Here is a 22928-nt window from a genome sequence, read left to right on the forward strand (position 1 = left end):
CCCGAGATCCGTCCACGCGACGGGAACGTAGGTCCGACTGCCGTCCGGCAATTCCACAAGCAGCGTTGGCTCGCCGCGACGCTTGAGGCGGCTGATTACGGCCAGAATCCGCCCTTCAAAGGCATGTCCCTCCCGCGTGATCGTTGCCGAGGCGGGAAGGTCCTGGCGATGGGTAGTCTGGCGAGGCTTCCTTCGACCGGGTCAGTCAGGAATGGCTGGTCAGGTTCCTGAACCATCGGATCGGCGACCAGCGTATCATCCGTCTCATCCAGAAGTGGCTGAAGGCGGGCGTTCTGGAAGAAGGGATCGTCACGACGTCTGAACAGGGAACGGGTCAGGGATCGGTGGCTTCGCCACTGCTCGCGAACCTCTACCTGCACTACGTCTTCGACCTTTGGGCTAACCGCTGGCGACAGCGGTCTGCCACGGGCAACATGATCATCGTGCGCTACGCGGACGATATCGTGGTGGGCTTCGAACGAGAAGCTGACGCACACCGTTTCCAGATCGAGATACGAGAACGGTTGGAGAAGTTCTCTCTGTCATTGCACCCTGAGAAAACGCGCCTGATAACGTTTGGCCGCTACGCGGCCAGTCGTCGTCGGGAACGTGGTCTCGGGAAACCGGAGACCTTCGATTTTCTCGGCTTTACCCATATCTGCGGCAAATCACTGCGGGGAGACTTCATGCTTCTGCGGAAGTCCCGCCGCGACCGTATGAGGGCGAAGCTTCGGGAGATCAAGGACCGGCTGCGATGGTTGAGAAACCAGCCAATTCGCGAACAAGCGAAATGGCTCAGGCAGGTCGTCCGCGGATACTATGAGTATCACGCGGTGCCCGCCAACCTGCGATCACTTCAGGCATTTCGGGAGCATGTCATCTTCCTCTGGAAGCTGGCTCTGAGACACCGTGGCCAGATGGACACGACGTCGACGTCCCGAGTGGAAAAGCTCGCAGCGCAATGGCTTCCGAAACCAAGAATCCTGCATCCCTGGCCGGCAATCCGCTTCGCCGTCAGACACCCAAGGTAGGAGCCGTATGCGGGAATTCTGCACGTACGGATCTGTGCGGGGGGCGCTCAGCAATGAGCGTCCCTACCGCGATCGCCTTCGGCGGCGCTATGCTGCCACTCCTACGGCTGCCCTTTTAACCGATCTCGTCGTTGCAGTCAGTCCCGCGTCCCGGCCCTTCGGCCGGCGCAAGTGCTGACGCTCCTTAGGCTGCCTTTTCTGTGTGCGGCGATCTTTGATGGGGCGCGGGATCTAAGAGTTTGGGACCAGCCCCTTCGCGCACTTCAGTCGGCCAAAACCTCAAACAATTCGTTCGAAGTAGCGCCATCCGGGCGCGTCCTCCTTCCCGCTCCAGGTGCTTTCGCCGACAGTCCGGTTGACAGGCGACACTCGAGAGCATTGACCAGACGATTGCTGTTGGCGAGCGCGACCATCGCGCCATTGGCATGCCGCCTTGCCGCAACTTGTCGAGCCAGAGGCTTCGCGGAACCTGTTTGCCGCCGGCGATCCAGAGCTGCGCGATCGTGCGTCAACGGTCGCCGCGTTTGCTGACGCCTAACAGTCGGGCCATCCTCCACTTGATCGCTGCTTCGCCACGGGCGCAGCCACGCCGCTGGCGGCCGCTCTTGAGGCAGGTTGTGTCACCGCCAGCTGCCATCGGTGCGTCGCCGCTATCGGGGCCAATCGGGCACCACCAGAAGGTTCAGATCAAGGCCTTTGAAACGCATGGTTTCAGCATCCATAGCGTGGATGCTCTCGATCTAAACAATCAATTTTACCAATCCGGGAGGGTCGTTCATAGACCCATGACATGCACCGCCATTGCTCTACCGCGTGAGGTGCACAAAAGAACCCGAAAAAGAGGAAGTCTTCGCATGCGCCCTGACGTGCAGTGGAGGTTATGCTGGGAAAATGAGTTGCAGCTTTCCGATCACCTCGAACTCTCTGAGTTCTTCCGGAAGACCTATGAGCCGACCGGAGCCTTCAATGGAAAGCAATTCGAAGGCGGTCGAAGTTGGGCCGGTGCAAGGCCGGAGGTCCGCGCAATCGGCTATGATGTGCACGGGGTAGCGGCTCACATGGGCGTGCTGCGCCGATACATCAAAGTTGGCGACGTTGATCTGCTGGTCGCTGAACTCGGTCTATACGGGGTGCGTCCGGATCTTGAGGGGCTGGGAATCGGCCATTCGATTAGCGTCATGTATCCAGTGCTGCAGCAGCTTGGCGTTCCATTCGCTTTCGGCACGGTTCGGCAAGCGCTCCGGAACCATGTTGGGAGGTTCCGCCGCAAAGGCTTGGCGAACATTCTGACGGGCGTTCGCGTGCGTTCAACCCTCCCGGACGTGTACCCCGATCTGCCTTACACGACGCGAGTCGACGACGACGTACTCCTCATGGTGCTCCCAATTGGACGCTCGATGAGCGAGTGGCCGGCCGGCACTTTGATCGATCGGAACGGTCCAGAGCTATGACCGCGGATCTGTTATCCGCCCGCTTCCCTCAAATCCACTGAAGAATCTGACATCTCATGACCCTGTTTGCCACAGCCAGTACTGTTGCCATCTGCTCTTATGCGCTGCTGTCGACCGTCTACAAAACCGCGCAGGTGTTTTATACCCTGCCTACAAACGTAGCGCCGACCTCGGGCGACCCGCCCGGCGGTGAGCCTTGGCCGAGCGTCGATGTCATTATCCCGTGCTACAACGAGGCGCCTCGCACCCTCTCGGACTGCCTGGCTTCCATTGCAAGTCAGGAATACGCCGGCAAACTGCAGGTCTATGTTGTTGATGACGGTTCTGCAAACCGCGATGCCCTCGTGGGTGTACATGAGGAATACGCGGGCGACCCGAGGTTCAACTTCATTGTGCTCCCAAAGAATGTCGGAAAGCGCAAGGCGCAGATTGCCGCCATTCGCCGCTCGTGCGGAGATTTGGTGCTCAATGTAGATTCGGACACGATCCTCGCGCCGGACGTCATCACCAGGCTTGCGCTGAAGATGCAAGATCAAGCGGTCGGCGCCGCCATGGGCCAGTTGGCGGCTAGCAATCGCACTGAAACTTGGCTGACGCGGTTGATCGACATGGAATACTGGCTCGCCTGCAACGAAGAGCGGGCAGCGCAGGCTCGGTTCGGTGCCGTCATGTGTTGCTGCGGTCCGTGTGCCATGTACCGGCGATCCGCGCTTGTTTCGCTGCTGGACCAGTACGAGACGCAGCGCTTTCGAGGGAAGCCGAGCGACTTCGGTGAGGATCGCCACCTTACGATCCTAATGCTGAAAGCAGGCTTTCGAACAGAGTATGTCCCGGAGGCCGTCGCGGCAACAGTCGTTCCCAACAGGATGGGTCCCTATCTGCGCCAACAGCTCCGCTGGGCCCGAAGCACGTTCCGTGACACGTTGCTGGCGTTCCAACTGCTGCGCGGCCTTAATATTTATCTCACATTGGACGTGATTGGGCAGAATATTGGCCCATTATTGCTCTCTTTGTCGCTCCTGGCTGGGCTCGCGCAATTCGTAACGACAGGTACCGTGCCCTGGACGGCATGCCTGACGATTGCGGTCATGACGATGGTTCGCTGCAGCGTGGCAGCGTTTCGTGCGCGCCAACTTCGATTTCTCGGGTTCTCGCTCCACACACTCATCAACATCTTTCTCCTGCTCCCTTTGAAAGCATACGCGCTGTGTACTTTGAGCAATAGCGATTGGTTGTCGCGAAGCTCTGCGGCCAACGTGCCAGACACCGGCGGCAGCATTCCAAAGCCCGACTTGGTTGGATCTGACGCAGCTTACAGCGAACAGCAATAGTCACGTGACCTTAGGTGGAAGAGTTTTGAGCCAGGACCAGAAACATCAAGTGTTGAAGCGTAAGTTGGGCCCAGAGGATTTGCGGCGATTCGAGACTCCTGCGATCGAACGGGAGTCTCACGGGCAAACAAGCGCGAAAAGCTCCGTGCCTGACTCTCTGTCGACCGTGGCAGTCGATTTTGCCGGCGTAACCAAGTCGTATGGGAACAAGATCGTTGTCGACGAACTGTCGTTCTCCGTTGCGTCGGGAGAGTGTTTCGGCCTCCTCGGACCAAACGGGGCGGGCAAAAGCACGATTGCGCGTATGCTCCTCGGCATGACATGCCCTGACGCGGGCGCGATCACGGTGCTCGGCGTCCCGGTGCCGGCGCGCGCTCGGCTGGCACGCAGGGGCATTGGCGTGGTCCCGCAATTCGACAATCTTGACCAGGAATTGACCGTACGCGAGAACTTGCTGGTGTTCGGACGCTACTTCGGCATGAGCACTCGTCAGAGCGAAGCGGTCATCCCGTCGCTTCTCGAGTTCGCTCGCCTCGAGCGCAAGGCGAATGCGCGCGTCTCGGAACTGTCCGGCGGCATGAAGCGATGCCTGACAATGGCGCGGGCGTTGATCAACGACCCCCAGCTCATTGTGATGGACGAGCCGACCACCGGCCTCGATCCGCACGCGCGCCACCTGATCTGGGAGCGGCTGCGCGCCCTGTTGGCACGTGGCAAGACGATTATCCTGACGACGCATTTCATGGAAGAGGCTGAGCGATTATGCGATCGGCTGTGCGTGCTCGAAAGGGGTCGCAATATCGCCGAAGGCCGCCCGCAGGCGCTGATCGACGAGCATATCGGATGCCAGGTCATGGAGATTTACGGCGGCGATCCGCACGAGTTGCTTTCGCTGGTCAAGCCACATTCCCAGCGCATCGAGGTCAGCGGCGAAACCCTTTATTGCTACGCGCCAGACCCTGAGCAGGTGCGCACGCAACTGCACGGGCGAGCAGGTCTACGGCTTCTTTTGCGTCCAGCCAATCTCGAGGATGTTTTCTTGCGGCTGACCGGGCGCGAGATGGAGGAGTGAACGATGATTGAAGATTTTGCGGCGGCGTTGCCGGCCAATGCGTGGAACTGGGTTGCGGTGTGGCGCCGCAACTATCTGGCATGGAAGAAAGTCTCACTCGTGACGATTCTCGGTAACCTTGCCGATCCTATGATCTATCTTTTCGGCCTAGGCACCGGCCTCGGCATAATGGTCGGCCGCGTCGACGGTGCGTCCTATATTGCCTTTTTGGCGGCCGGCATGGTCGCGGTAAGTGCGATGACCGCCTCTACCATGGAAACATTGTACGCGGCTTTCGCTCGCATGCACTCTCAGCGCACTTGGGAAGCAATGCTGTATACGCACGTTACCCTCGGCGACATCGTTCTGGGTGAACTGGCGTGGGCAGCCACCAAGGCCTTCTTGGCCGGTACGGCAATCACCATTGTCACCGCAACGTTGGGTTATGCAGCCTGGCCGTCCATCCTCTATGCGCTGCCAATCATTGCTCTCACTGGGTGCGTGTTTGCGAGCCTCGCGATGGTCGTCACCGCGCTTTCGCCCAGCTACGATTACTTCGTGTTTTACCAGACGCTTGTCCTCACACCTATGATGTTCCTGTCGGGCGCCGTTTTCCCATCGGATCAGCTGCCTCACGCGTTTCAGCAGATAGCGCGATGCATGCCGCTGTCACATGCGATCGACCTCATTCGTCCGGTTATGCTTGATCGCCCGATTGGCGGCATTGCCCTGCATGTCGGTGTGCTCGGCCTGTACGCGCTGTTGCCATTCTTCCTCTCGATGGCGCTGTTGCGCCGCCGACTCATGCGCTGACGCGAAAGAGAGGGAGATAAGCAATGCGCAACGGACTTCGTGCTGCCAATAAACGACATCGCCAACAGAAATCGGCATGCCACCCAGGGTCTTCGGTGGCATCCACTCAATCTATCAACGTTATGGGCCGCCCGGCACCTCGATCACAGGATCTCATGTTGATCCCCGGCGGAAGAGAATTTCTTTGAGGTTGGCGATGTCTGACTGGCGTTCGCGCCGGCGAACGACAACGCAGCCTGTGTTTTTGATCAAACGGCCTTGAGACAGGCCAATTCAGTCTTCCTGTACGACAATGGAGAGCGAGATGCTGTGTCTAGGATTGAGCGGCGGATTAGACAAAGTCTATGAAAACAGATTCCAGGTTCCGAACTCATTCATGCACGATGGCGCTGCGGTACTCGTCCGAGACGGACAGGTCATTGCGGCCGTAGAAGAGGAACGCCTCAATCGGATCAAACACTCCAACAAGCTCCCGATTGGCTCGGTTCAATACTGTCTTTCAGCCGCTGGGGTTCAGCTCAGCGAAATCGATCATGTGGCGTACTACGCTACCGAAGCCTATTGCAACGCCATGCTCGAAAACATGCTTGCTTCCGAGCCTGACGCCTCCATTCCGTTGGATGCCAAACTTTTGGTGCAGCAGCTGTTGGCGCAGGAGTTCGGTACCGAACTCGACCCTTCGCGTATCTCATTCGTAAGTCATCATCAGGCGCACGCCGTGAGCGCTTTTGCAATGTCGGGCTTCGAGCAAAGTCTGATTTTCGCGATCGATGGCTCTGGTGATTTCCAGTCGGGTCTTGTGGCGGTAGGATCTGGTGCTGAAATTTCGCAACTCGCGACTTTCCCAGAGAGCAATTCCCTTGGGCTATTTTATCTCGAGGTGATCCGGTATCTCGGCTACGGCTTGTTCGATGAATATAAGGTAATGGGGCTTGCCCCCTACGGCGATCCCGTTCCCTATCGCGAGCTTTTCGAGCAGTTCTATGAACTGTCTGCAAACGGCGAGTATCGCGTCCACCTGGACCGCATCGGTCCGACTTTGCTTCGCACCATTCAGGTCCGGCAAAAGGGAATGCCATTCACCCAGCAGCATAAAGATGTGAGTGCGTCGTTACAGGAAGCGCTTGAACGCATCGTGTTTCACATTCTTTGGCATCATCGTGAGGCCACCGGGATGACGCGGTTGTGCCTGGCCGGCGGCGTTGCGCACAATTGCTCCGTGAACGGCAAGCTGCTCTATTCAGGACTTTTCGAAGACATTTTCGTGCAGCCCGCATCGCATGACGCTGGCTGCGCATTAGGCGCCGCACTAATCGTGTCTGGTGAACTGGGCCGCCCCGCGCCGCGTGCGCGATTGCAGGAGGTTTATTGGGGGCCGGATCTCGCGAGCGATCACGCTGTCGAGGAGGAACTAAAGGCTTGGGCGGGGCACCTGGAGTTTGAACGCACTGAGGCGGTGGCCGATAGGGCAGCCGAGTGGATGGCCGGTGGCGCCGTGATCGGCTGGGTGCAAGGTCGTTCGGAGTTCGGGCCGCGCGCTCTCGGAAATCGCAGCATTCTTGCCGACCCCAGGCCCGCCACAAACAAGGACCGGATCAACGCTATGGTCAAGAAGCGGGAAGGGTATCGCCCGTTCGCCCCATCAGTGCTGGAGGAGGATGCGCGCGAATTTTTCGACCTCCCAGGCAGTGCGTGCGAATTTCCCTTCATGAATTTCGTGGTTCGTGTGCGCGATTCCAAGCGTGGTTTGCTCGGTGCCATCACGCACGTCGACGGTACGGCTCGGCTGCAAACAGTATCGCGCAAGGCCAGTCCGGCCTACTGGGACGTCATCAACGCCTTCAAGCAGCGCACTGGCATCCCAATTCTGCTCAACACGTCCTTCAACAACAATGCCGAGCCGATCGTGGATTCCGTTGCAGACTCGATTGCCACGTTCCTGACGACAGAGTTGGATGGACTTGTGGTCGGGCCGTTCCTCGTCAAAAAACGGGCCGCAACGCTGCAGGATTGGACTGCGCTCGCGGTTTCATTGCCGCCTTATGTATCCCTGCATAAAGTCCGCGCATACACGGCGCAGGATCGCCAGGAGACCGTCTGCGAAATCCGAACGGATCACTCCAGCCGTGACTATGCGCGTATTTCACATGAGTTGTTCGATATGCTGACGCGGATCGAAGGCGAAGCCGTGCTCGCGGATCTCCTCGATACAATTACGCTGGATCAGGCCCAGCGCGAGACTCTCACAGGAGAACTGCGACGATTGTGGGAGCAGCGCCGCGTTCGCATGCGTCCCTCGCAAGCTGCTCGCGTCCATCAAAACTGATGCCAATCGCTGGACGACAGATAACAGCTGCCGAAACACCGGTCTGTCCAAGCATCTTCATATGACTGTGCCCCATCCATCGGCTGAGGCAAGGGTCCTGACGATTGCATGTGCTGCGAGCATGCATGCTCAACCCATCTAACGCTTATGGCAGTCGAGGATCAGTAATGGATTTGCTTGCTGGTGGCTCAAGACAGCACCAATTTGTCGTTTCTCGACGGCGTACCGGGTTCGGTGACTGCCTACGGTCTCCGGCATCAGCCTGGTGTCACGCATAGCGGACGGGACGGGACGTGCGAGCCGGCTGGGCCGCTCGCAGAATAAGGCGGCGGCCCCGGCATATTCGTCGTTGAGATACTTTTGGCAAAATGCGTCGGTGGGGCGACGATCATGTCTTAGCGCCGCTTGACCCTTCGGCCTCCAATCATCACGCCATTGCGGATTTCGCCGGCGTTTTCTTCAGGAAGTCGAGATCTGTTGGTCAAGGCCCCCGCGCGGTTAGCGTTGGCGATTCGATGCGAAGCGTGAGAGTTTCTTCAGCCCGCGCAGAACCAGGAAGGCTGACATGGGCGAGAGCGCCGCGCCGGTGATGTAGCGCAAGCCCGTTTCGTACAGCGTGTGGAGGGGCTTCCGCGTCGCCGAGGATTGCGCCGCCGGCGGCGGCCTCATTCGCCGCAACGCTTTCGATCGTAGGTCGAGCTCAGGAAGACGCGTGGTTGAACGGCATTGGGAAACCAGCCGGATCGTAGCCGTGATGGATCGCGCGGGTAGCGAAGCCGAATTTGGCATCGTTCGCAGACTGTGCCAGTTTACCGGTCCTGGATTGCGGTCTCGGGCATCGGCTTCAGACCTTGGCTTTCGGATTGAGTGGCTGCAAACTGGTTGATATGGAATGTCCAGTTGGCAGGAAAAGAAATGGTCCAGTCTCCAGGCCCCGGTGCTTCAACCCGCTCGCATGGCATGGGCGCGCGCCAGATCTACGAAGCGCTTCGCGAGCAGATCCTCAGAGGCGTTTACGGCACCGGCAGCCAGCTGCCGTCCTCCCGTGGTCTCGCCGAGGAACTTGGAGTCTCGCGAACGACCGTCACCGTCGCCTACGAGCAGCTGGCCGCGGAAGGTTTCATCGACATCCGTCAAGGCGCGCGCCCTCGTGTCGCATCCTCACTGCTGGGACATGAGCTGACCGCCAATCCCCCAAAACGGTTCGGCCCGGTTCACTTGTCAAGCTATGGCGAACGGCTGCGTGGTACTCCGCGCTGGCCGGATTACCTGCCGAACACGCTGAAGGTTGATTTCCGATATGGCGTCCTGGCGCCCTCAGATTTCCCCGCATCGGTTTGGAAGCGCGCGATGAACGCGGCGATGGCGCAACGGCCGGCACGGCTCGCCTATGACGATCCGTGCGGTTCGAGCCGGCTCCGCCAAGCGCTTCAGGGCTATCTCTGGCGCGCCCGTACTGTGCGCTGCGACCCCGAGCAGATCGTCATCGTCAATGGTTCGCAGCAGGGCCTCGATCTCTGCGCGCGCCTGCTGCTCGACCCCGGGGACAGCTTCGTCATCGAGGACCCCTGCTACAGGATGGCGCGCCAGGTCTTTGCCAGTACAGGTGCCACGCCCGTTCCCCTCGAGGTTGACGATCACGGCATGCAAACGGAGCAACTGGCGGGGGTCGCGGCCCGGCTGGCCTATGTGACGCCCTCGCATCAGTTTCCGCTCGGCGGCGTCATGCCGATCCCGCGGCGGCATCAGCTTCTGGAATGGGCGCGGGAGCAGGGCGCCTATGTCATCGAGGACGACTACGACAGCGAATATCGCTACGATATCAGCCCCGTTCCCCCGCTGCATAGCCTCGAGGATCATGGGGCCGTCATCTACCTCGGCACCATCTCCAAGACGCTCTCGCCGATGCTGCGGATCGGTTATCTCGTCGTCCCGGCGGAATTCCTGCAGGTTTTCGAAACCGCCAAGCAGCTTGCCGACCGGCATTCTCCGATGGCGGGGCAGGAGTCATTGGCCTCTCTGATCGAGAGCGGTGGCTATGAAAGCCATGTGCGCCGCGTGCGCCGCATCAACGGCGAGCGCAGGGAGGCATTGCTGACCGCCCTGAAGCGGAGTTTTCCAGGTCGGATCGCCGTCCAGGGGGCAGAGGCTGGACTGCACGTCGTCATATGGTTCAACGACCTGCCGCGATCGCGTGAAACGGCGCTGGTCGAAGCCGCCCAATACGCGGGTCTGGGTCTGCACCCGATTTCGCCGCTTTATCATCGGCAGTCGGGAGCAGGGGAAGCCGACCGCGTCGGGCTTGTCATGGGCTATTCCGCCCTGAGCATCCGGCAGATCGAAAAAGGCGTCGAGATGCTGCGGGACGTCGTCGCTCGACTCTGAGACGCTGACGGTTCCGCACGCGGGTTAGAACGCATTCGCGGCCGCTCATCGTAAACAGTTCATCGTTGAAACAATTGCGCAGCCGGGCGACGGCCGCGCTCATGGCCGGCTGACTTAGGTTGATGCTGCTTGCGGCGGCCGTGAGGTGCGCGCGATCCAAGCCTTTGTCTCATCTATCCGCAGCGTGGATGCTTGTCATCGAAACAATCGATTTTGCCGATTGGACGGAACGTCCCATAGGAAGAATTCAAGGATGCAGCCCTATGGAGATTGTCGATGTATGCGTTGGCTTCGAGGAGCACTTTCTGGTGTGTGCCTCCTGGTCTGCGCCGAACATTATGCGAGCCGATCCCCTTTTCGACCAGGTACATCGGTGATCGGCGCAAGCTGCATCGCGTCGGCTCTTCGCGACAAGCTCCCCCCGATAGCGTAGGCCCCTACCTCAAGGATCGGGGTTATGCCGATTGCGAATGGCCGACCGGTACAACAATTGGCCGGAAGGGTTCGCAGCTATGAGACGTCTCGATGACAGATGGGAGGTGCAGAGTGAATGCGCTGACGGCACCGGGCGTCGAAGCGTTTATCTGACGTTTGACGACGGTCCCAATCCATGTTTCACACCACAGATACTCGATGTGCTGGCGCAAAATCGGGTGCCAGCGACATTCTTCGTCATTGGTGCTTACGCCGCAGAGCATCCGGATCTCATCCAGCGAATGATCGCAGAAGGGCATGAGGTAGGCAACCACACGATGTCTCATCCGGACCTGTCCAAGTGCGGCTTGGGCGAAGTGCAACGTGAGGTATTTGAGGCGAACCAGGCCATCATGCTGGCATGCCCGCAGGCCTCGATCCGCTACATTCGCGCGCCATACGGCGCCTGGAGCGAAGAAGTGTTCACTGCCTCAGAGATCGCGGGGCTGGCGGCCCTTCATTGGTCGATCGACCCAAGAGACTGGTCGCGCCCCGGCACCGACGCGATCGTCGATGCAGTGCTCACCTCGGTACGCCCCGGCGCAATCGTGCTCTTGCACGACGGATGCCCTCCCGACGAGTCGACACGGAGCACTCAAGCCAGTCTGCGCAACCAGACCGTTATGGCGCTGTCCAATCTGATTCCTGCATTAGATGCCTGGGGATATGAAATTCGCTCGCTTCCAGAACATCACTGAAATGCGAGATCCCACGGACCTGCTTTCCCAGCCAGTACCTGTGTGGTCTCACTTATGAAGGCTTACAGGCCGTTTGCGCCCTGCGAACAAGCACTTCGTCGACATCGGACGAACTGGTCGGCTCCGACAGTTGGCTAAGCGTAGACGTCTGTTGTCACCTGCTACGATGAGGACCCGCGCACGCTCTCGGCATGGCCCAGCACCGCCGGTAGGTTCACTCTTCGACGATTGTTTGAATGTATGGTCCACTTCGCGTTGGATCGATTTCATTGGGCTTGCCGCAGGCTCACATAGCGCGACCCTGCGGGATCGCTGGCTGCGTCCAAAAGGTTTGGCAAGCAATTCGCATACCGTGACCGGCACCGGGGATTCCGGTGCTCTGATCCGGCGCGCGATGCCATCTTTCACCAACTGGACTACCTCAATAGCTTCTGACTGGCTGTTTCCAACGGGCCAGCTTGCCGATACCTGACTTGGTAACGCAAGGAGTTTCGCGATGTACATCCCTCCCGCTTTCCGCGACGACGACAAGGAATGCCTGCGCGCGACCATTCGCGCGGCGCTGCTGGCGAACTTCGTTACCGTCACGGCGGAAGGGCCGCTCGCAACGCCACTGCCCCTCTTCCTTGACGAAAGCGAGGGCGAGCACGGCGTGATCTACGGGCACCTGGCGAAGGCCAATCCCCAGTGCCGTGTTCCGCCGCTGGGCGACGGCTTGGCCATCTTCATGGGGCCGGACGCTTACGTGACGCCGGCATGGTATGCGACCAAGCGGGAAACCGGGAAGGTCGTCCCGACCTGGAATTACGTCGCCGTCCACGCCTATGGCCCGGTCGAGTTCTTCGAGGATGCGGGAAGACTGCTGGACGTCGTGAATCGGCTGACCGACCACCACGAGGGCGAGCGCGCCTCGCCTTGGGCCGTGTCGGACGCGCCGCCGGATTTTGTACAGGCGCAACTCCGGGGAATCGTCGGCCTGCGCATGCCAATCACGAGGCTGGAGGGCAAGCGCAAAATGAGCCAGAACCGGAACGCGGCCGACCGCGCTGGCGTGGCGGCGGGCCTTGCGGCGAGCGAGCGGGCATCTGACCGCGACGTCGCCGCTCTCATCCCAAAATAATCTTCGTCGGAATCGACCATCATGCCAGAACTGACCCCATTCGCCCTGTACCTCGCCGCGGCCTCCGTGCTCGCCATCACCCCCGGTCCGGGCATCTTCTACGTTGCCGCGCGCACGCTCGCCGGTGGTCGTCGGGAAGGTATCGCTTCCAGCTTCGGCACGGGGTTGGGGGGCATGATCCACGTCCTCGCCGCAAGCTTAGGTGTTTCCGCGATCGTGCTCGAGAGCTCGGAACTGTTCTCCGCATTAAAGCTGTTCGGCGCGGTCTACCTCGTCTGGCTCGGCTTTCGCACCTTTCAAGCCGCCCGCCTCAAGGGAGCGACTGGCGGCGATGACGGCGCCGCAGTGGGTCCAGTCGGACCCCGGCGGGCGTTTCGTGAAGGGGTACTGGTCGAGGCGCTCAACCCGAAGACGGCAATCTTCTTCCTCGCCTTCATTCCGCAGTTCGTGAATCCGAGCGCAGGGCTCATAGCTCTGCAATTCGTGGTGCTTGGCTCCGTGTCCATTGCGCTCAACACGCTCGCCGACATCGTGGTTGCCGTCGTGACCAGCGGCATTCAAGACGGCGCGGCAGCGCGTCCCGGGTTGATCCGCCGCCTGAGGGAGGCGTCAGGCGGCGCGATGATCGCGCTGGGCGTCGGCCTCGCTCTGGCGAAACACCCTGCTGCTTGAGTTTGAATCTGATCGGTTGGGCATCTTTCAGGGTTGGCGGGTACCTTGCGGAAGCAGTTGGATGGCTACGAGCCAGTTCGGTCATTGCACCTATTCAAGCCATGTCTCAGGAGGCGCGGCACCGCCGTTTGGGTGAACGTCGGCTCATAAATGAGAGAAAAACATAGCGTGAGAGAAACGTGAGTACGACTGCCTCGCCTCGCTCATGCCCATCATTTCGGCCCTCGCGAATCAACGCACGGTAGAAGCCAGTCAGCCGAGAATGACGCCCGTTTCATGGAAGGAAAGCCAAGCCATGCGCCAAGCATCGCCCCGCTTTGCACTCGATTATTTGGCGACGCCCGGACTTGACGTCAGGGCACTTTTCGCTTTTGCCCGCGACCAGGGCCTAACCGATGTCCAGATCCGCAGCCAACCGGGCAGCAATGCTATTGCACGCGGCATGCCGGCGGCGGACGTCCGGTCTGCGGCCGCCGACACAGGCGTTGGGATTATTTCCGTCAATGCCCTCCAGCGCTTCAATGAGTGGACCCCCGCCCGCAGGGCCGAGGCGAGCAAGCTCGCCGATTATGCAGCGGCCTGCGGAGCCAAGACGCTCATGCTGGTGCCGGTCAACGACGGCTCCTGGCCCGCCAATGTCGAGCGCCGCGGCGATCTCCGCGTCGCCTTGAAGGCGCTCAAGCCGATCCTCCAGTCGCGCGGTCTGATCGGTCTCATCGAGCCGCTGGGCTTCCGGACCTGCTCGCTTCGATCGAAGAACGAAGCGGCTAAGGCCATTGCCGCCATTGATGGCCAATCCGTCTTCCGCCTCGTGCACGACACGTTCCACCACACGCTTGCCGGGGAGACGTTCTTCTCCTCCGAGCTGACCGGTCTCGTCCACATTTCAAGCGTGAACGATCCGATCCACTGGATTTACCCGGATCGCGTCCTAGTCGGTTCCGACAATGGCAGCCAGATCCGGGCGCTGCTTGATGGCGGCTATGGGGGGCCCTTCTCATTCGCACCGTTTGTCGACGCAGCCCACCCGCCGGACGACCTCGCAGGCGCACTTGCCGCGAGCATCGCTCTCTTCCGACACGGGCTATTGACGCGAGTGCCGGCGTGAGACGCGGGAGTAAATTAGGGCTGCCTGGGGCGCCTTTTGGCGTCCCCCGGAGAAGTCATTCGAGACGCCTCCTGTAGCAATATCTCTCGCAGCCAGATGCTTGCCGGATCACTGTTGTGAAGGGCGGGCCATTGAAGGGCCTCGGTGAACGTGGGTAGTGGCAGCGGAAGGTCGATGATCCGCAGGGGGAAGGTTTTTTTGAAATGCTGAACCAGCCGGAAGGGCATGGTCGCTATACGAGCTGTGCCTGAGACCATCGGCGGGATCATGCTAAAGGCCTGCACAACGATCTCGACACGTCTCTTGAGACCATGCTCAAGAAAAAACCGTTCCTCGATTGAGGGCTTCAGCGTCCGCCCGAACTTGACCGCAACGTGCCTCATCGACATGTATCTCTCGAATGTAAGCTGCCGTGGCAGCTGCTTGTTCGTGGAGCAGCCCACGCACACGAGCGTCTCGTCGAACAGCGCCGCTCTTGGATGGGCGCTTGACATGAACAATTCTGGAAAAATCAGAAAATCGACGTCACCGCGCCGGAGAAGCTCATCGGGGTCGTCGTCGATAGGCAACAATTCGAAGCTGACGGCGGGTGCTTCGCGTGCAACCCGCTCCACGACCTTTTCAAAAAACACGAGTGTGGCGAAATCGGAAAGAATGATCCTGAAACGGCGATCGGATTGAGCCGGATTAAACGGATCCCAAGAGATAATCGAGCACTGGATGTTCAGCAGTGCGCTGCGAACCGCGGGGGCGAGTGTTTCCGCACGCGGGGTTAGAACACGTTCGCGGCCGCTCGTCGTAAACAGTTCATCGTTGAAATAGTCGCGCAGCCGGGCGACGGCCGCGCTCATGGCCGGCTGACTAAGGTTGATGCTGCTTGCCGCCGCCGTGAGGGTCCGCTCGGTCAGCAGTGCGTCGAGCACGACGAGAAGGTTCAGATCAAGGCCCTTGAAGCGCATCTTTCACTTATCCATAGCGTGGATGCTCGCGATCTAAACAATCGATTTTACCAAACTTCCAGGGCGCTGCATAGATGACCGCACTTGACATGCGCCCGATCACGCCACTGCTTCTGCAGCGTGTGCCGGGAAATGACTTGTAAGTAGCCGATCATGTCGAACTCTCCGCCTTCTTCCAAAAGGCCTATGGGCGACAGGGGCTTTCAGGCGGTTGTAGCTGGGCCGGTGCAGGGCCGAAGGTTCGCGCAATCGGCTCTGATGTGCACGGCGTAGCAGCTCACTAGGACCTGCTGCGCCATTTCTTCACGGTTGGCGAGGTTGATTTCTTGGTAGGCGAGCTCGGATCGTACAGGATGCATCCGGATCTTGAGAGACTCGGAATGAGTCATTCTATCCGCATCATGCGGCCGGTGCTGCAGCAGCGTGGCATTCCATTCGCTTTTGGCATGGTTCGGCACCCGTTGCGAAACCATCTTGAGAGGTTCTGCAGAGACGGCCAGACGACCATAGTGCCGGGCGTTCGCATCGCCACACATGCGACCGCCAATGCGCTCGAGGTTTGCGATCAGGCACTGGGATTTTGTCCGCTCGGTTGCAGCCAATCGGCCCTCCATACCACGCCGCGATCCGCGTGATTTTCGATCCTTTGCACCGCGCTCGCCGTGCCCAGAAACGGCAAGTAGCAACTGCAACAGATAGGCTGGAGTCTGATGCTTGATCACATAAGAGCCGGAGCGAAGGGATGCGGCTCGTGCCCAGCAGGGACAAACAACCGAGACCTAAGCTTTGATTTCGCCAAAGGCATACTCATTACTTTGGTGATAATTGGGCACTTGTTACAATATTTAATCTACCAGGGCACCGACGCTTTCTGGCTGTCGCCGTATTTCAAGTCGATCTACATGTTTCATATGCCTCTATTTATGGCGATAAGCGGATACCTTTCTTCTGGGGCAATTTTGCGAAAATCGTTCACCCAGGGTGTCGGTGAGCGGGCAATGCAGCTACTACTGCCAATGCTATTTTGGTGTACGTTGATTTGGACGTTAAAGTCCGCAGTTATTTTTCCTACGAAGAGTTTGACTGATACTCTGTTAGATTTGTTGACGGAAGTTATTGGAACTTACTGGTTCATATGGGCCGCATTTATTTCGTTCATTCTGATTAGAGTTCTTACAACGTTCAACCGTCTATCGATGTGGATCATAAGCGCATCTGCAATTGCGGTCGCATTCGCACCCATCACGTTATCAATAACCCCGTTGTTAAAATACACTTACCCATTTTATTGTTTAGGGTTCCTGTTTGCCCAGCCGATCGGATGGCAGAATGGTATCATCTGGCGTTACAAATCGATTTTTGTTGTCTTATTTTCGATAGCGGCTTTCATATGCTTCCTCGGATGGGGCAAGGAGACTTATGCCTACAACAATCTCGTTTTAATTCATGATGAACAGTCAGCTAAACGAGTTTTTCTGATGTTCTCTGGCTCTTTGGCGGCTTCTGCGGTAGCAATGCAGTCTATGTTCCAATGCTGGAGACTTGTCTATTCGACTAGAGTAGCTCGCTTTGTCGCGGTGCAGCTTGGTCAGAGCACGCTGCTGCTTTACCTGGTCCAGGGTGCCGTGTTTCGCCTCATGGATTTGATACAGTTTGGAGAAGTCTGGAATCTCACGACCAGAATCGCCTTCGCAACTGTGCTTGGAGTGGCGATTGTCGTCATAGCGATGGCAATTCGCAGTATTGCGCGCAACCTCGGATATGTGTCGCGGATCGTTGTCGGAGCGCCGCCGCACCCAAGTCCGCTCAAATCTCAATCTGTAATCAATTAGCCACGTGAAAAATTCGCATCTGTAATCGACATGTTTCATAGCTCCGGACCTATCCGATCGACTGTTGTACCGGTCGGCCATCGCTCATCGGCCGCGCTATCCCCATAACTACGACGAGCACGTCCTCTACGCGCGCGGGCGGCAGGTCGGGACACAACACCTCTGAGTGGGACCGTAAAGGAGCGCCCATAATGGTCACGATGACAAACAACCACGTTACGGACAGATGAGGCATGCGTTTCAAAGGCCTTGATCTGAACCTTCTCGTCGTGCTCGACGCACTGCTGACCGCGCGCAACCTCACGGCGGCGGCAAGCAGCATCAACCTTAGTCAGCCGGCCATGAGCGCGGCCGTCGCCCGGCTGCGCAACTATTTCAACGATGAACTGTTTACGATGAGCGGCCGCGAACGTGTTCTAACCCCGCGTGCGGAAACACTCGCTCCCGCAGTTCGTGGCGCACTCTTGCACATCCAATGCTCGATTATTTCTTGGGATCCGTTTAATCCGGCTCAATCCGATCGCCGTTTCAGGATCATTCTTTCCGATTTCGCCACACTCGTGTTTTTTGAAAAGGTCGTGGAGCGGGTTGCACGCGAAGCACCCGCCGTCAGCTTCGAATTGCGGCCGCTCGACCACGACCCCGATGAGCTTCTCCGGCGCGGTGACGTCGATTTTCTGATTCTTCCGGAATTTTTCATGTCAAGCGCCCATCCAAGAGCGGCGCTGTTCGACGAGACATTCGTGTGCGTGGGCTGCCCCACGAACAAGGAGTTGCCACGGCAGCTTACATTCGAGAGATACGTATCGATGAAGCACATTGCGTTCAGGGTCGGCGGTGCCCAGATGCCCTCCATCGAGGAACAGTTTTTGCTTGAGCATGGTCTCAAGAGACGTGTCGAGATCGTCGTGCAGGCCTTTAGCATGATTCCGCCGATGGTCTCAGGCACAGCTCGTATAGCGACCATGCCCTTCCGGCTGGTTCAGCATTTCAAAAAAACCTTTCCCCTGCGGATCATCGAACTTCCGCGGCCACTACCCACGTTCACCGAGGCCGTCCAATGGCCCACCCTTCACAACAGTGATCCGGCAAGCATCTGGATGCGGCAGATAATGTTGCAGGAGGCATCCCGCATGTGAAGTCGCGGGCACTCCTGGTCTTAGTCTCGATTTACTCAGCGCCTCATACGGGTGCGAACCGGCGTGTAAAATTGGGTCTGACGCAAATTCGATGATTTTGCATGACGCGTGCCACGTGTTTCCCCACGCTGGCAGCCGGCAACACCAAAAACGTGAAGTGGAAGAAGTACTTTTACCGCAAGCTGTGCGAGGCTGAAGGTTTTCGCCATGCGCCGCACCGAATTGCGGGGATCCTGAGCGTGAGATAACTCATCTCGTCGTCCTGCCGAATTCCGGTAAGCCGCCTTACCAAGGGCAGGCGGCGCTTGAGATTCCGCCGCTGGAAAGCCGCCGCGCGGGTCTGTCGACGTTCAATCGCGGCTGGATCACAGTTGGTGAATACAACTACGATATCGCCGAACGATCCTACTATTTCGGGCCGAATCAGAAGCCGCGGGGCATATTCGGCCCCGAGCTTCATGTAAGAGATCAGGCGCGCGATCCGCCCGATGCTCGCCGCAAGACAAAGCTGCATAGACCGCACGCTCTGACGGTTAGCAGCGGCCGTGTGGCCACGTAGCGTGTTCTCGCCTGTTGGAGGATCTTTCAAAATTCAGGTGGTTATACCTACACTGCAGCGACATTGTCGCCGTGCCAGAGCGGTCGACGGCGAGGCGGTCCGGTTCGGCACTCTCTTAGTTTCTCTCGTCGGCACCATCATTCGAAACGCCCCCGCCGGTCGAAATCGACCGGACAACAGCGTCCGATCACCCGGAGACGAGGCCTGCAACCGCCAAAAATCGTGCGTAGGATCGCACAGCGCGGCTGATGATTGCATCTTTCCCGCGCTGCACTGATGGCCTCTCTGTCAGGTGGTCTGAGGTTCGCGCTTCGGGCCGAGCAAGAACACTGTCAGGGCGGCGAGGAACGAGGCAACGGCGCTGTACGCAAGGGCACTGGCGACGCCGGCATTGTCCATCAGCAGTCCGCCGAAAATCGCGCCCGCTGCGATGGCCACCTGGAACGTTGCGGCCATCAGCCCACCGGCGCTTTCGGCCTGTTCGGGAGCGGCGTGCAGCACCATCCATGTCTGCAGTCCCACCGGCACCGCGCCGAAGGCAAAGCCCCATACGGTAACCGCAATCGCCGTGGCCCAAGCCGATGCTCCCAGCGTCAGCAGCGAGACAGTGGCCATCGCTATGAGCAGGGGCGGCAGCGCCGCGGCTGCCTTGAGGCTGTGCTCGGCCAGGAATGCGCCGGCCAAATTGCCGAAGAAGCCGCCGATGCCAAAGGCGAGCAACACGAGCGAGATCGTCTCGATATCAAGCGCGGGAAACTTCTCAAGGAAGGCGCGGATATAGGTGAAGCTGGCGAAATGCCCGGAAGCGACCAACAGGACGACCAAGATCGCGACTTTGATCATCGGATTCTTGGCCACATCCAGCAGACTGCGGAAGCTCGTCACTCCAATCGGAGGCAGCCTCGGAATGGTTATGAGTTGCACTACCAGCGTAACGGCGCCGACGACTGCAGCGATCATGAAGGCGGTTCGCCATCCCCAGATGTCGCCGACATAGGCGCCGATTGGAGCCGCGCAAACGGTAGCGCCGGTAACGCCGGTGAGGATGATCGACATGGCGCGCCGCAGGAGGTGACTTGGAACGAGCCGCATCGCCAGCGCTGCCGAAATCGACCAGAACCCTCCGAGCGCTATGCCGAGCACGACGCGGGCGGCCAGGAGAACCGGCAGCGACCCCGCGACGGCCGATAGAACGTTCGACAGGATCAGCAGCAGCGTCATCGCCCATATGACAATCCTGCGGTCCAGGGGCCTTGTGATGACGGCCATCGTCGGCGCCGAGATCGCCCCCACGATGGCGGTCGTTGTCAGCGCCTGTCCAACTGCACCCTCGGTGATAGAGAGATCATGTGCGAGCGGCGTCAGCACGGAGGCAGGCAGAAACTCTGCCGTCACAAGCCCGAAGGTGCCTAAGGCAAGCGAAATGACTGCACCCCATGCGGGACCAGACCGTTGATCTGGCTGTTCTGGGTCATGCAGAACTCCGTCCATGAAGCCCGTAGCGGATTCGGTCATCAACAGGGTCTCCAGTTTGGATGTGCTGTAAACTCGGGTGGCTGCGTTGACCCGCATTAACGCCAGAAGCGCCATTCCCTGCGGCATTGCACGGACGAGGGGATGTTCATCGCTTCGCGATTTTTTGTGACGGTGCGGCGTGCAAATCGATCGCCCTTTCCTTGGGCCGGACGACGATGTCGTCGTCGGAAAGCACGTCATCTTGCGATTGGTCGGCGATTGTCGCCATGATCCGATGGCGGACAGCTTCGGGGGGACCGCGCGTCGCCACCTTGGGAGGACGCGCTCGCGACGGTGAAAAAATACTTCAGTTCGAACACTTCGCGGGGGGTCTGCATGTATGTGTTCGACGTCACCCGGCTTACCGTCGCCTGATGCACGTTGATCGCGTCGGCGACAGTCCTGAGACCGAGAGGCCGCACTTGGTCGACGCCGTGTTCCAAAAAGGCATCCTCCTGCCGGAGGCGGGTAAGCGACAATTGGGCGAGCGCCACGGCTCCGTCAGTCTCGAACCAGCCATCGCAAATCAGATACCGGAGCAGGGACGTCTGGAGGGGACGTTCGGCGCAAACGTGCACGGTCTCCTTGGGCGCTGGTATGGAACTTCGCGTTTTTGCCAGGGTCCTGTTCATCGCTTTCGACGTGCTTTGATGGGCTCTAACGGATAACAGCAAGCGCTATGCCATTTCATTTGGGGGCACCGAATCGGACTATCTTTTGCCGAAGCCCTGTCGGCTTGAGCAGGGCGCCGTGCCTTGACCGAGACGGCGCGCGCCGCACAATCGCTTGGTCACCCGGACCGCAAAGGTGCTATACTGTCGGAGTAGTCAGAACTTCCGCACCGGCTAGGGAAGACGAAAACCGTTCCGGACGGGCCGAGCCGATGCATTGCCGCACGCCGGCATCGACCGCGTAAGGCTTTGTCTCTAGCGTGTAATTGCGTGCGCAGGCTGCGATCTGCGAAGACGCGGCCGTCGCGCCTACGATCGCGCTGTTGCTGCTCCCCCTGTCGAGGAAGGCCTTTGACACCTTCGAGCTCTTCAGCACGGCGCGCCGGTCTCCACGCCATGAGGATCGAGTCCGGCTGGGCGTCACGGCGTTTGCATGATTGAGATTCCTTGATTTGCCCCCTCGTGCGCGCCTATCCGAAAACATTGTTGTGTCCCGAAGGCTGACAAGAATGTCGCAAGCGCGACCAAAAGATCGCCACGGCCCACAGGGGCAATTGCGACCAGTGGCCTTCTTCGGAAATCGGGGGAGCAATACCCTTTCCTCGTCGACTTCGGACGCGGCTCAGCCGTGCCCGCCGCGCCGCTAGGAACGACCTAACCTTGGCGGATGGCGGCTGGCCGATCACCCGGGTATGTCCGCGTCGATAAAAGAAAAGCGTCTGGTCTCAGCCAGGCGGACCTCGCGAAGGCCATCGGTATCAATGTGGTCGAATTCCTCGATCACGCCGAGACGATCGGTTTCGCTCCAATGGAACCTGCTGGCGCGGATTCGACCAAGTTCCCAACCGAAAACACACGAAACGCGGCGGCTTCCGACCGCCGATCAATGGGCCAAGGCCCGGTCGCTGTTACCCTCGAATGAGTCCGCCATGCCGAGGCGGCTCGTCGATAGCCGCGGGTTGGCGCCTCTCCGGGGCGCGTTGGCTGCACGTTCCGCCCCTTGGACCCCCTTCCGGCAACAACATCCGGCCGCCAAAGCTCGCCCTTGTCAGTGCTCGATTACCACGCCGAGATGCCTGCTGGGGCTCCCGGTGCACGGGCACATTTATCGATTCGGCACGGTGTTGAGCGCGCGGAACCCGCCGCACGCGTTCCGATCGCTTGTTGTGCTCACCCGATCACGCGACCTGTCCCCACACGTCTTGAGGACCATTCCCCTGCGGCTGGCTCATTGACCTATGGGCGGTTCCAGCCCGCCCGAAACCCTCGCCACCAGCTTTTTTCCCCGCCGCATGACGCGGCTTCCTCGCGCGCGCTTCGCTTCAAAAAAGCTGCCCGCTCGGGTCCTTCGCTGCCGCTGCGGCCCTGCCGGGTTCGGGCGGTCCGGACGCGCCCATCACGGTCCGCCATCGCAGGGGAATGGTCCCCGGCGACAGCAAAAGGAGACAGGAAAATGACCGCGATCGGTTACGTCAACAAGCAGGAAAACGGCAGCTACAAAGGCCAGCTCAGGACGCTCAGCGTCCGCGCCGACATCGATATCGTGCCCAATCGGAGCAAGTCCGCCGACAACCATCCCGACTTCCGGGTGTTGACGCAGGGCGTGGAGGTCGGCGCCGGCTGGATCCGAACCGGGGAGACTTCCGGCAACGACTATGTGAGCTTGTCCATCGCCGCACCGGAGTTCGGTCCGCGTAAGCTCTACGCCAATCTCGGCCGCGCCGCCGGCCAAGACGATCAAGACACCTACGCCGTCATCTGGAACCCGGCCGACTGACCGGCCGGCTCAAGCC

16 protein-coding genes and 5 pseudogenes are annotated in these 22928 nt (G+C 59.5%); 17 read left to right on the top strand and 4 right to left on the bottom strand.

What is annotated here, in order from left to right; genetic code table 11:
• Positions 1 to 200: 200 nt before the first annotated feature.
• The 8 genes and pseudogenes from CN311_RS15795 to pdxR form a co-directional block, all read left to right on the top strand.
• A pseudogene (locus tag CN311_RS15795) lies at positions 201 to 1031 on the top strand (reverse transcriptase domain-containing protein); the annotation flags it as partial.
• 854 nt (positions 1032 to 1885) lie between these two features.
• Positions 1886 to 2482 (top strand): NodA family N-acyltransferase, encoded by a 597-nt coding sequence (locus CN311_RS15800; protein WP_097574712.1) that lies wholly within the window; start codon positions 1886 to 1888, stop codon positions 2480 to 2482.
• Positions 2483 to 2538: 56 nt separating this feature from the next.
• The gene (nodC, locus tag CN311_RS15805; protein ID WP_097574713.1) at positions 2539 to 3813 is read left to right on the top strand and encodes a chitooligosaccharide synthase NodC; all 1275 of its coding nucleotides are present in this window, start codon (positions 2539 to 2541) and stop codon (positions 3811 to 3813) included.
• A gap of 49 nt (positions 3814 to 3862) precedes the next feature.
• Positions 3863 to 4885 (top strand): nodulation factor ABC transporter ATP-binding protein NodI, encoded by a 1023-nt coding sequence (gene nodI, locus CN311_RS15810; RefSeq protein ID WP_097574714.1) that lies wholly within the window; start codon positions 3863 to 3865, stop codon positions 4883 to 4885.
• Positions 4886 to 4888: 3 nt separating this feature from the next.
• Positions 4889 to 5677, top strand: coding sequence for an ABC transporter permease (locus CN311_RS15815; RefSeq protein ID WP_097574715.1), 789 nt, complete (start codon positions 4889 to 4891; stop codon positions 5675 to 5677).
• Positions 5678 to 5981: 304 nt separating this feature from the next.
• Positions 5982 to 8003 (top strand): carbamoyltransferase family protein, encoded by a 2022-nt coding sequence (locus CN311_RS15820; protein WP_097574725.1) that lies wholly within the window; start codon positions 5982 to 5984, stop codon positions 8001 to 8003.
• Between the two features lie 167 nt (positions 8004 to 8170).
• On the top strand, positions 8171 to 8281 hold the full coding sequence (locus tag CN311_RS15825; RefSeq protein ID WP_115504252.1) for a nodulation protein NodZ: 111 nt from the start codon (positions 8171 to 8173) through the stop codon (positions 8279 to 8281).
• Between the two features lie 637 nt (positions 8282 to 8918).
• Positions 8919 to 10388 (top strand): MocR-like pyridoxine biosynthesis transcription factor PdxR, encoded by a 1470-nt coding sequence (gene pdxR, locus CN311_RS15835; RefSeq protein WP_097574716.1) that lies wholly within the window; start codon positions 8919 to 8921, stop codon positions 10386 to 10388.
• Positions 10389 to 10410: 22 nt separating this feature from the next.
• Here pdxR and CN311_RS31980 read toward each other — a convergent pair.
• Positions 10411 to 10548, bottom strand: a pseudogene (locus CN311_RS31980) (LysR family transcriptional regulator); the annotation flags it as partial.
• A 352-nt stretch (positions 10549 to 10900) separates the two neighbouring features.
• Between CN311_RS31980 and nodB the strand changes: the two are divergent.
• The 4 genes from nodB (at position 10901) to CN311_RS15860 (ending at position 14460) form a co-directional block, all read left to right on the top strand.
• Positions 10901 to 11560, top strand: a complete 660-nt coding sequence (nodB, locus tag CN311_RS15845; RefSeq protein WP_097574726.1) for a chitooligosaccharide deacetylase NodB — start codon at positions 10901 to 10903, stop codon at positions 11558 to 11560.
• A 496-nt stretch (positions 11561 to 12056) separates the two neighbouring features.
• Positions 12057 to 12680: an FMN-binding negative transcriptional regulator gene (locus tag CN311_RS15850; RefSeq protein ID WP_006328898.1), complete on the top strand. Its 624-nt coding sequence runs from the start codon at positions 12057 to 12059 to the stop codon at positions 12678 to 12680.
• Positions 12681 to 12701: 21 nt separating this feature from the next.
• The gene (locus CN311_RS15855) at positions 12702 to 13352 is read left to right on the top strand and encodes a LysE family translocator (protein WP_097574718.1); all 651 of its coding nucleotides are present in this window, start codon (positions 12702 to 12704) and stop codon (positions 13350 to 13352) included.
• A gap of 262 nt (positions 13353 to 13614) precedes the next feature.
• Positions 13615 to 14460, top strand: a complete 846-nt coding sequence (locus tag CN311_RS15860) for a TIM barrel protein (protein WP_097574719.1) — start codon at positions 13615 to 13617, stop codon at positions 14458 to 14460.
• A gap of 14 nt (positions 14461 to 14474) precedes the next feature.
• Here CN311_RS15860 and CN311_RS15865 read toward each other — a convergent pair whose 3' ends face one another.
• A complete protein-coding gene (locus CN311_RS15865; RefSeq protein ID WP_097574720.1) occupies positions 14475 to 15419 on the bottom strand; it encodes a LysR family transcriptional regulator in 945 nt (314 codons plus the stop codon).
• A 206-nt stretch (positions 15420 to 15625) separates the two neighbouring features.
• On the opposite strand from CN311_RS15865, the pseudogene CN311_RS15870 reads away from it, so the two are divergent.
• The 4 genes and pseudogenes from CN311_RS15870 to CN311_RS15885 form a co-directional block, all read left to right on the top strand.
• Positions 15626 to 16054: pseudogene (locus CN311_RS15870) on the top strand (GNAT family protein); the annotation flags it as partial.
• 75 nt (positions 16055 to 16129) lie between these two features.
• Positions 16130 to 17251: a nodulation factor fucose acetyltransferase NolL gene (gene nolL / locus CN311_RS15875; protein WP_097574721.1), complete on the top strand. Its 1122-nt coding sequence runs from the start codon at positions 16130 to 16132 to the stop codon at positions 17249 to 17251.
• 233 nt (positions 17252 to 17484) lie between these two features.
• Positions 17485 to 18390, top strand: coding sequence for a LysR family transcriptional regulator (locus CN311_RS15880; RefSeq protein ID WP_027056367.1), 906 nt, complete (start codon positions 17485 to 17487; stop codon positions 18388 to 18390).
• 110 nt (positions 18391 to 18500) lie between these two features.
• Positions 18501 to 18616, top strand: a pseudogene (locus CN311_RS15885) (nitrogen fixation protein NifQ); the annotation flags it as partial.
• Between the two features lie 621 nt (positions 18617 to 19237).
• Here CN311_RS15885 and CN311_RS15890 read toward each other — a convergent pair.
• Together CN311_RS15890 and CN311_RS15895 are read right to left on the bottom strand one after the other, a co-directional pair.
• A complete protein-coding gene (locus tag CN311_RS15890; RefSeq protein ID WP_027056366.1) occupies positions 19238 to 20464 on the bottom strand; it encodes an MFS transporter in 1227 nt (408 codons plus the stop codon).
• A 56-nt stretch (positions 20465 to 20520) separates the two neighbouring features.
• Positions 20521 to 21096, bottom strand: a pseudogene (locus CN311_RS15895) (RNA polymerase factor sigma-54).
• 1492 nt (positions 21097 to 22588) lie between these two features.
• Here CN311_RS15895 and CN311_RS15905 point away from each other — a divergent pair.
• Entirely contained in the window at positions 22589 to 22912 is a 324-nt protein-coding gene (locus tag CN311_RS15905; RefSeq protein ID WP_006328923.1) for a DUF736 domain-containing protein, read from the top strand.
• The last annotated feature ends 16 nt before the right edge of the window (positions 22913 to 22928 follow it).

Source organism: Mesorhizobium sanjuanii (assembly GCF_002529485.1).
GTDB classification, from domain to species: domain Bacteria; phylum Pseudomonadota; class Alphaproteobacteria; order Rhizobiales; family Rhizobiaceae; genus Mesorhizobium; species Mesorhizobium sanjuanii.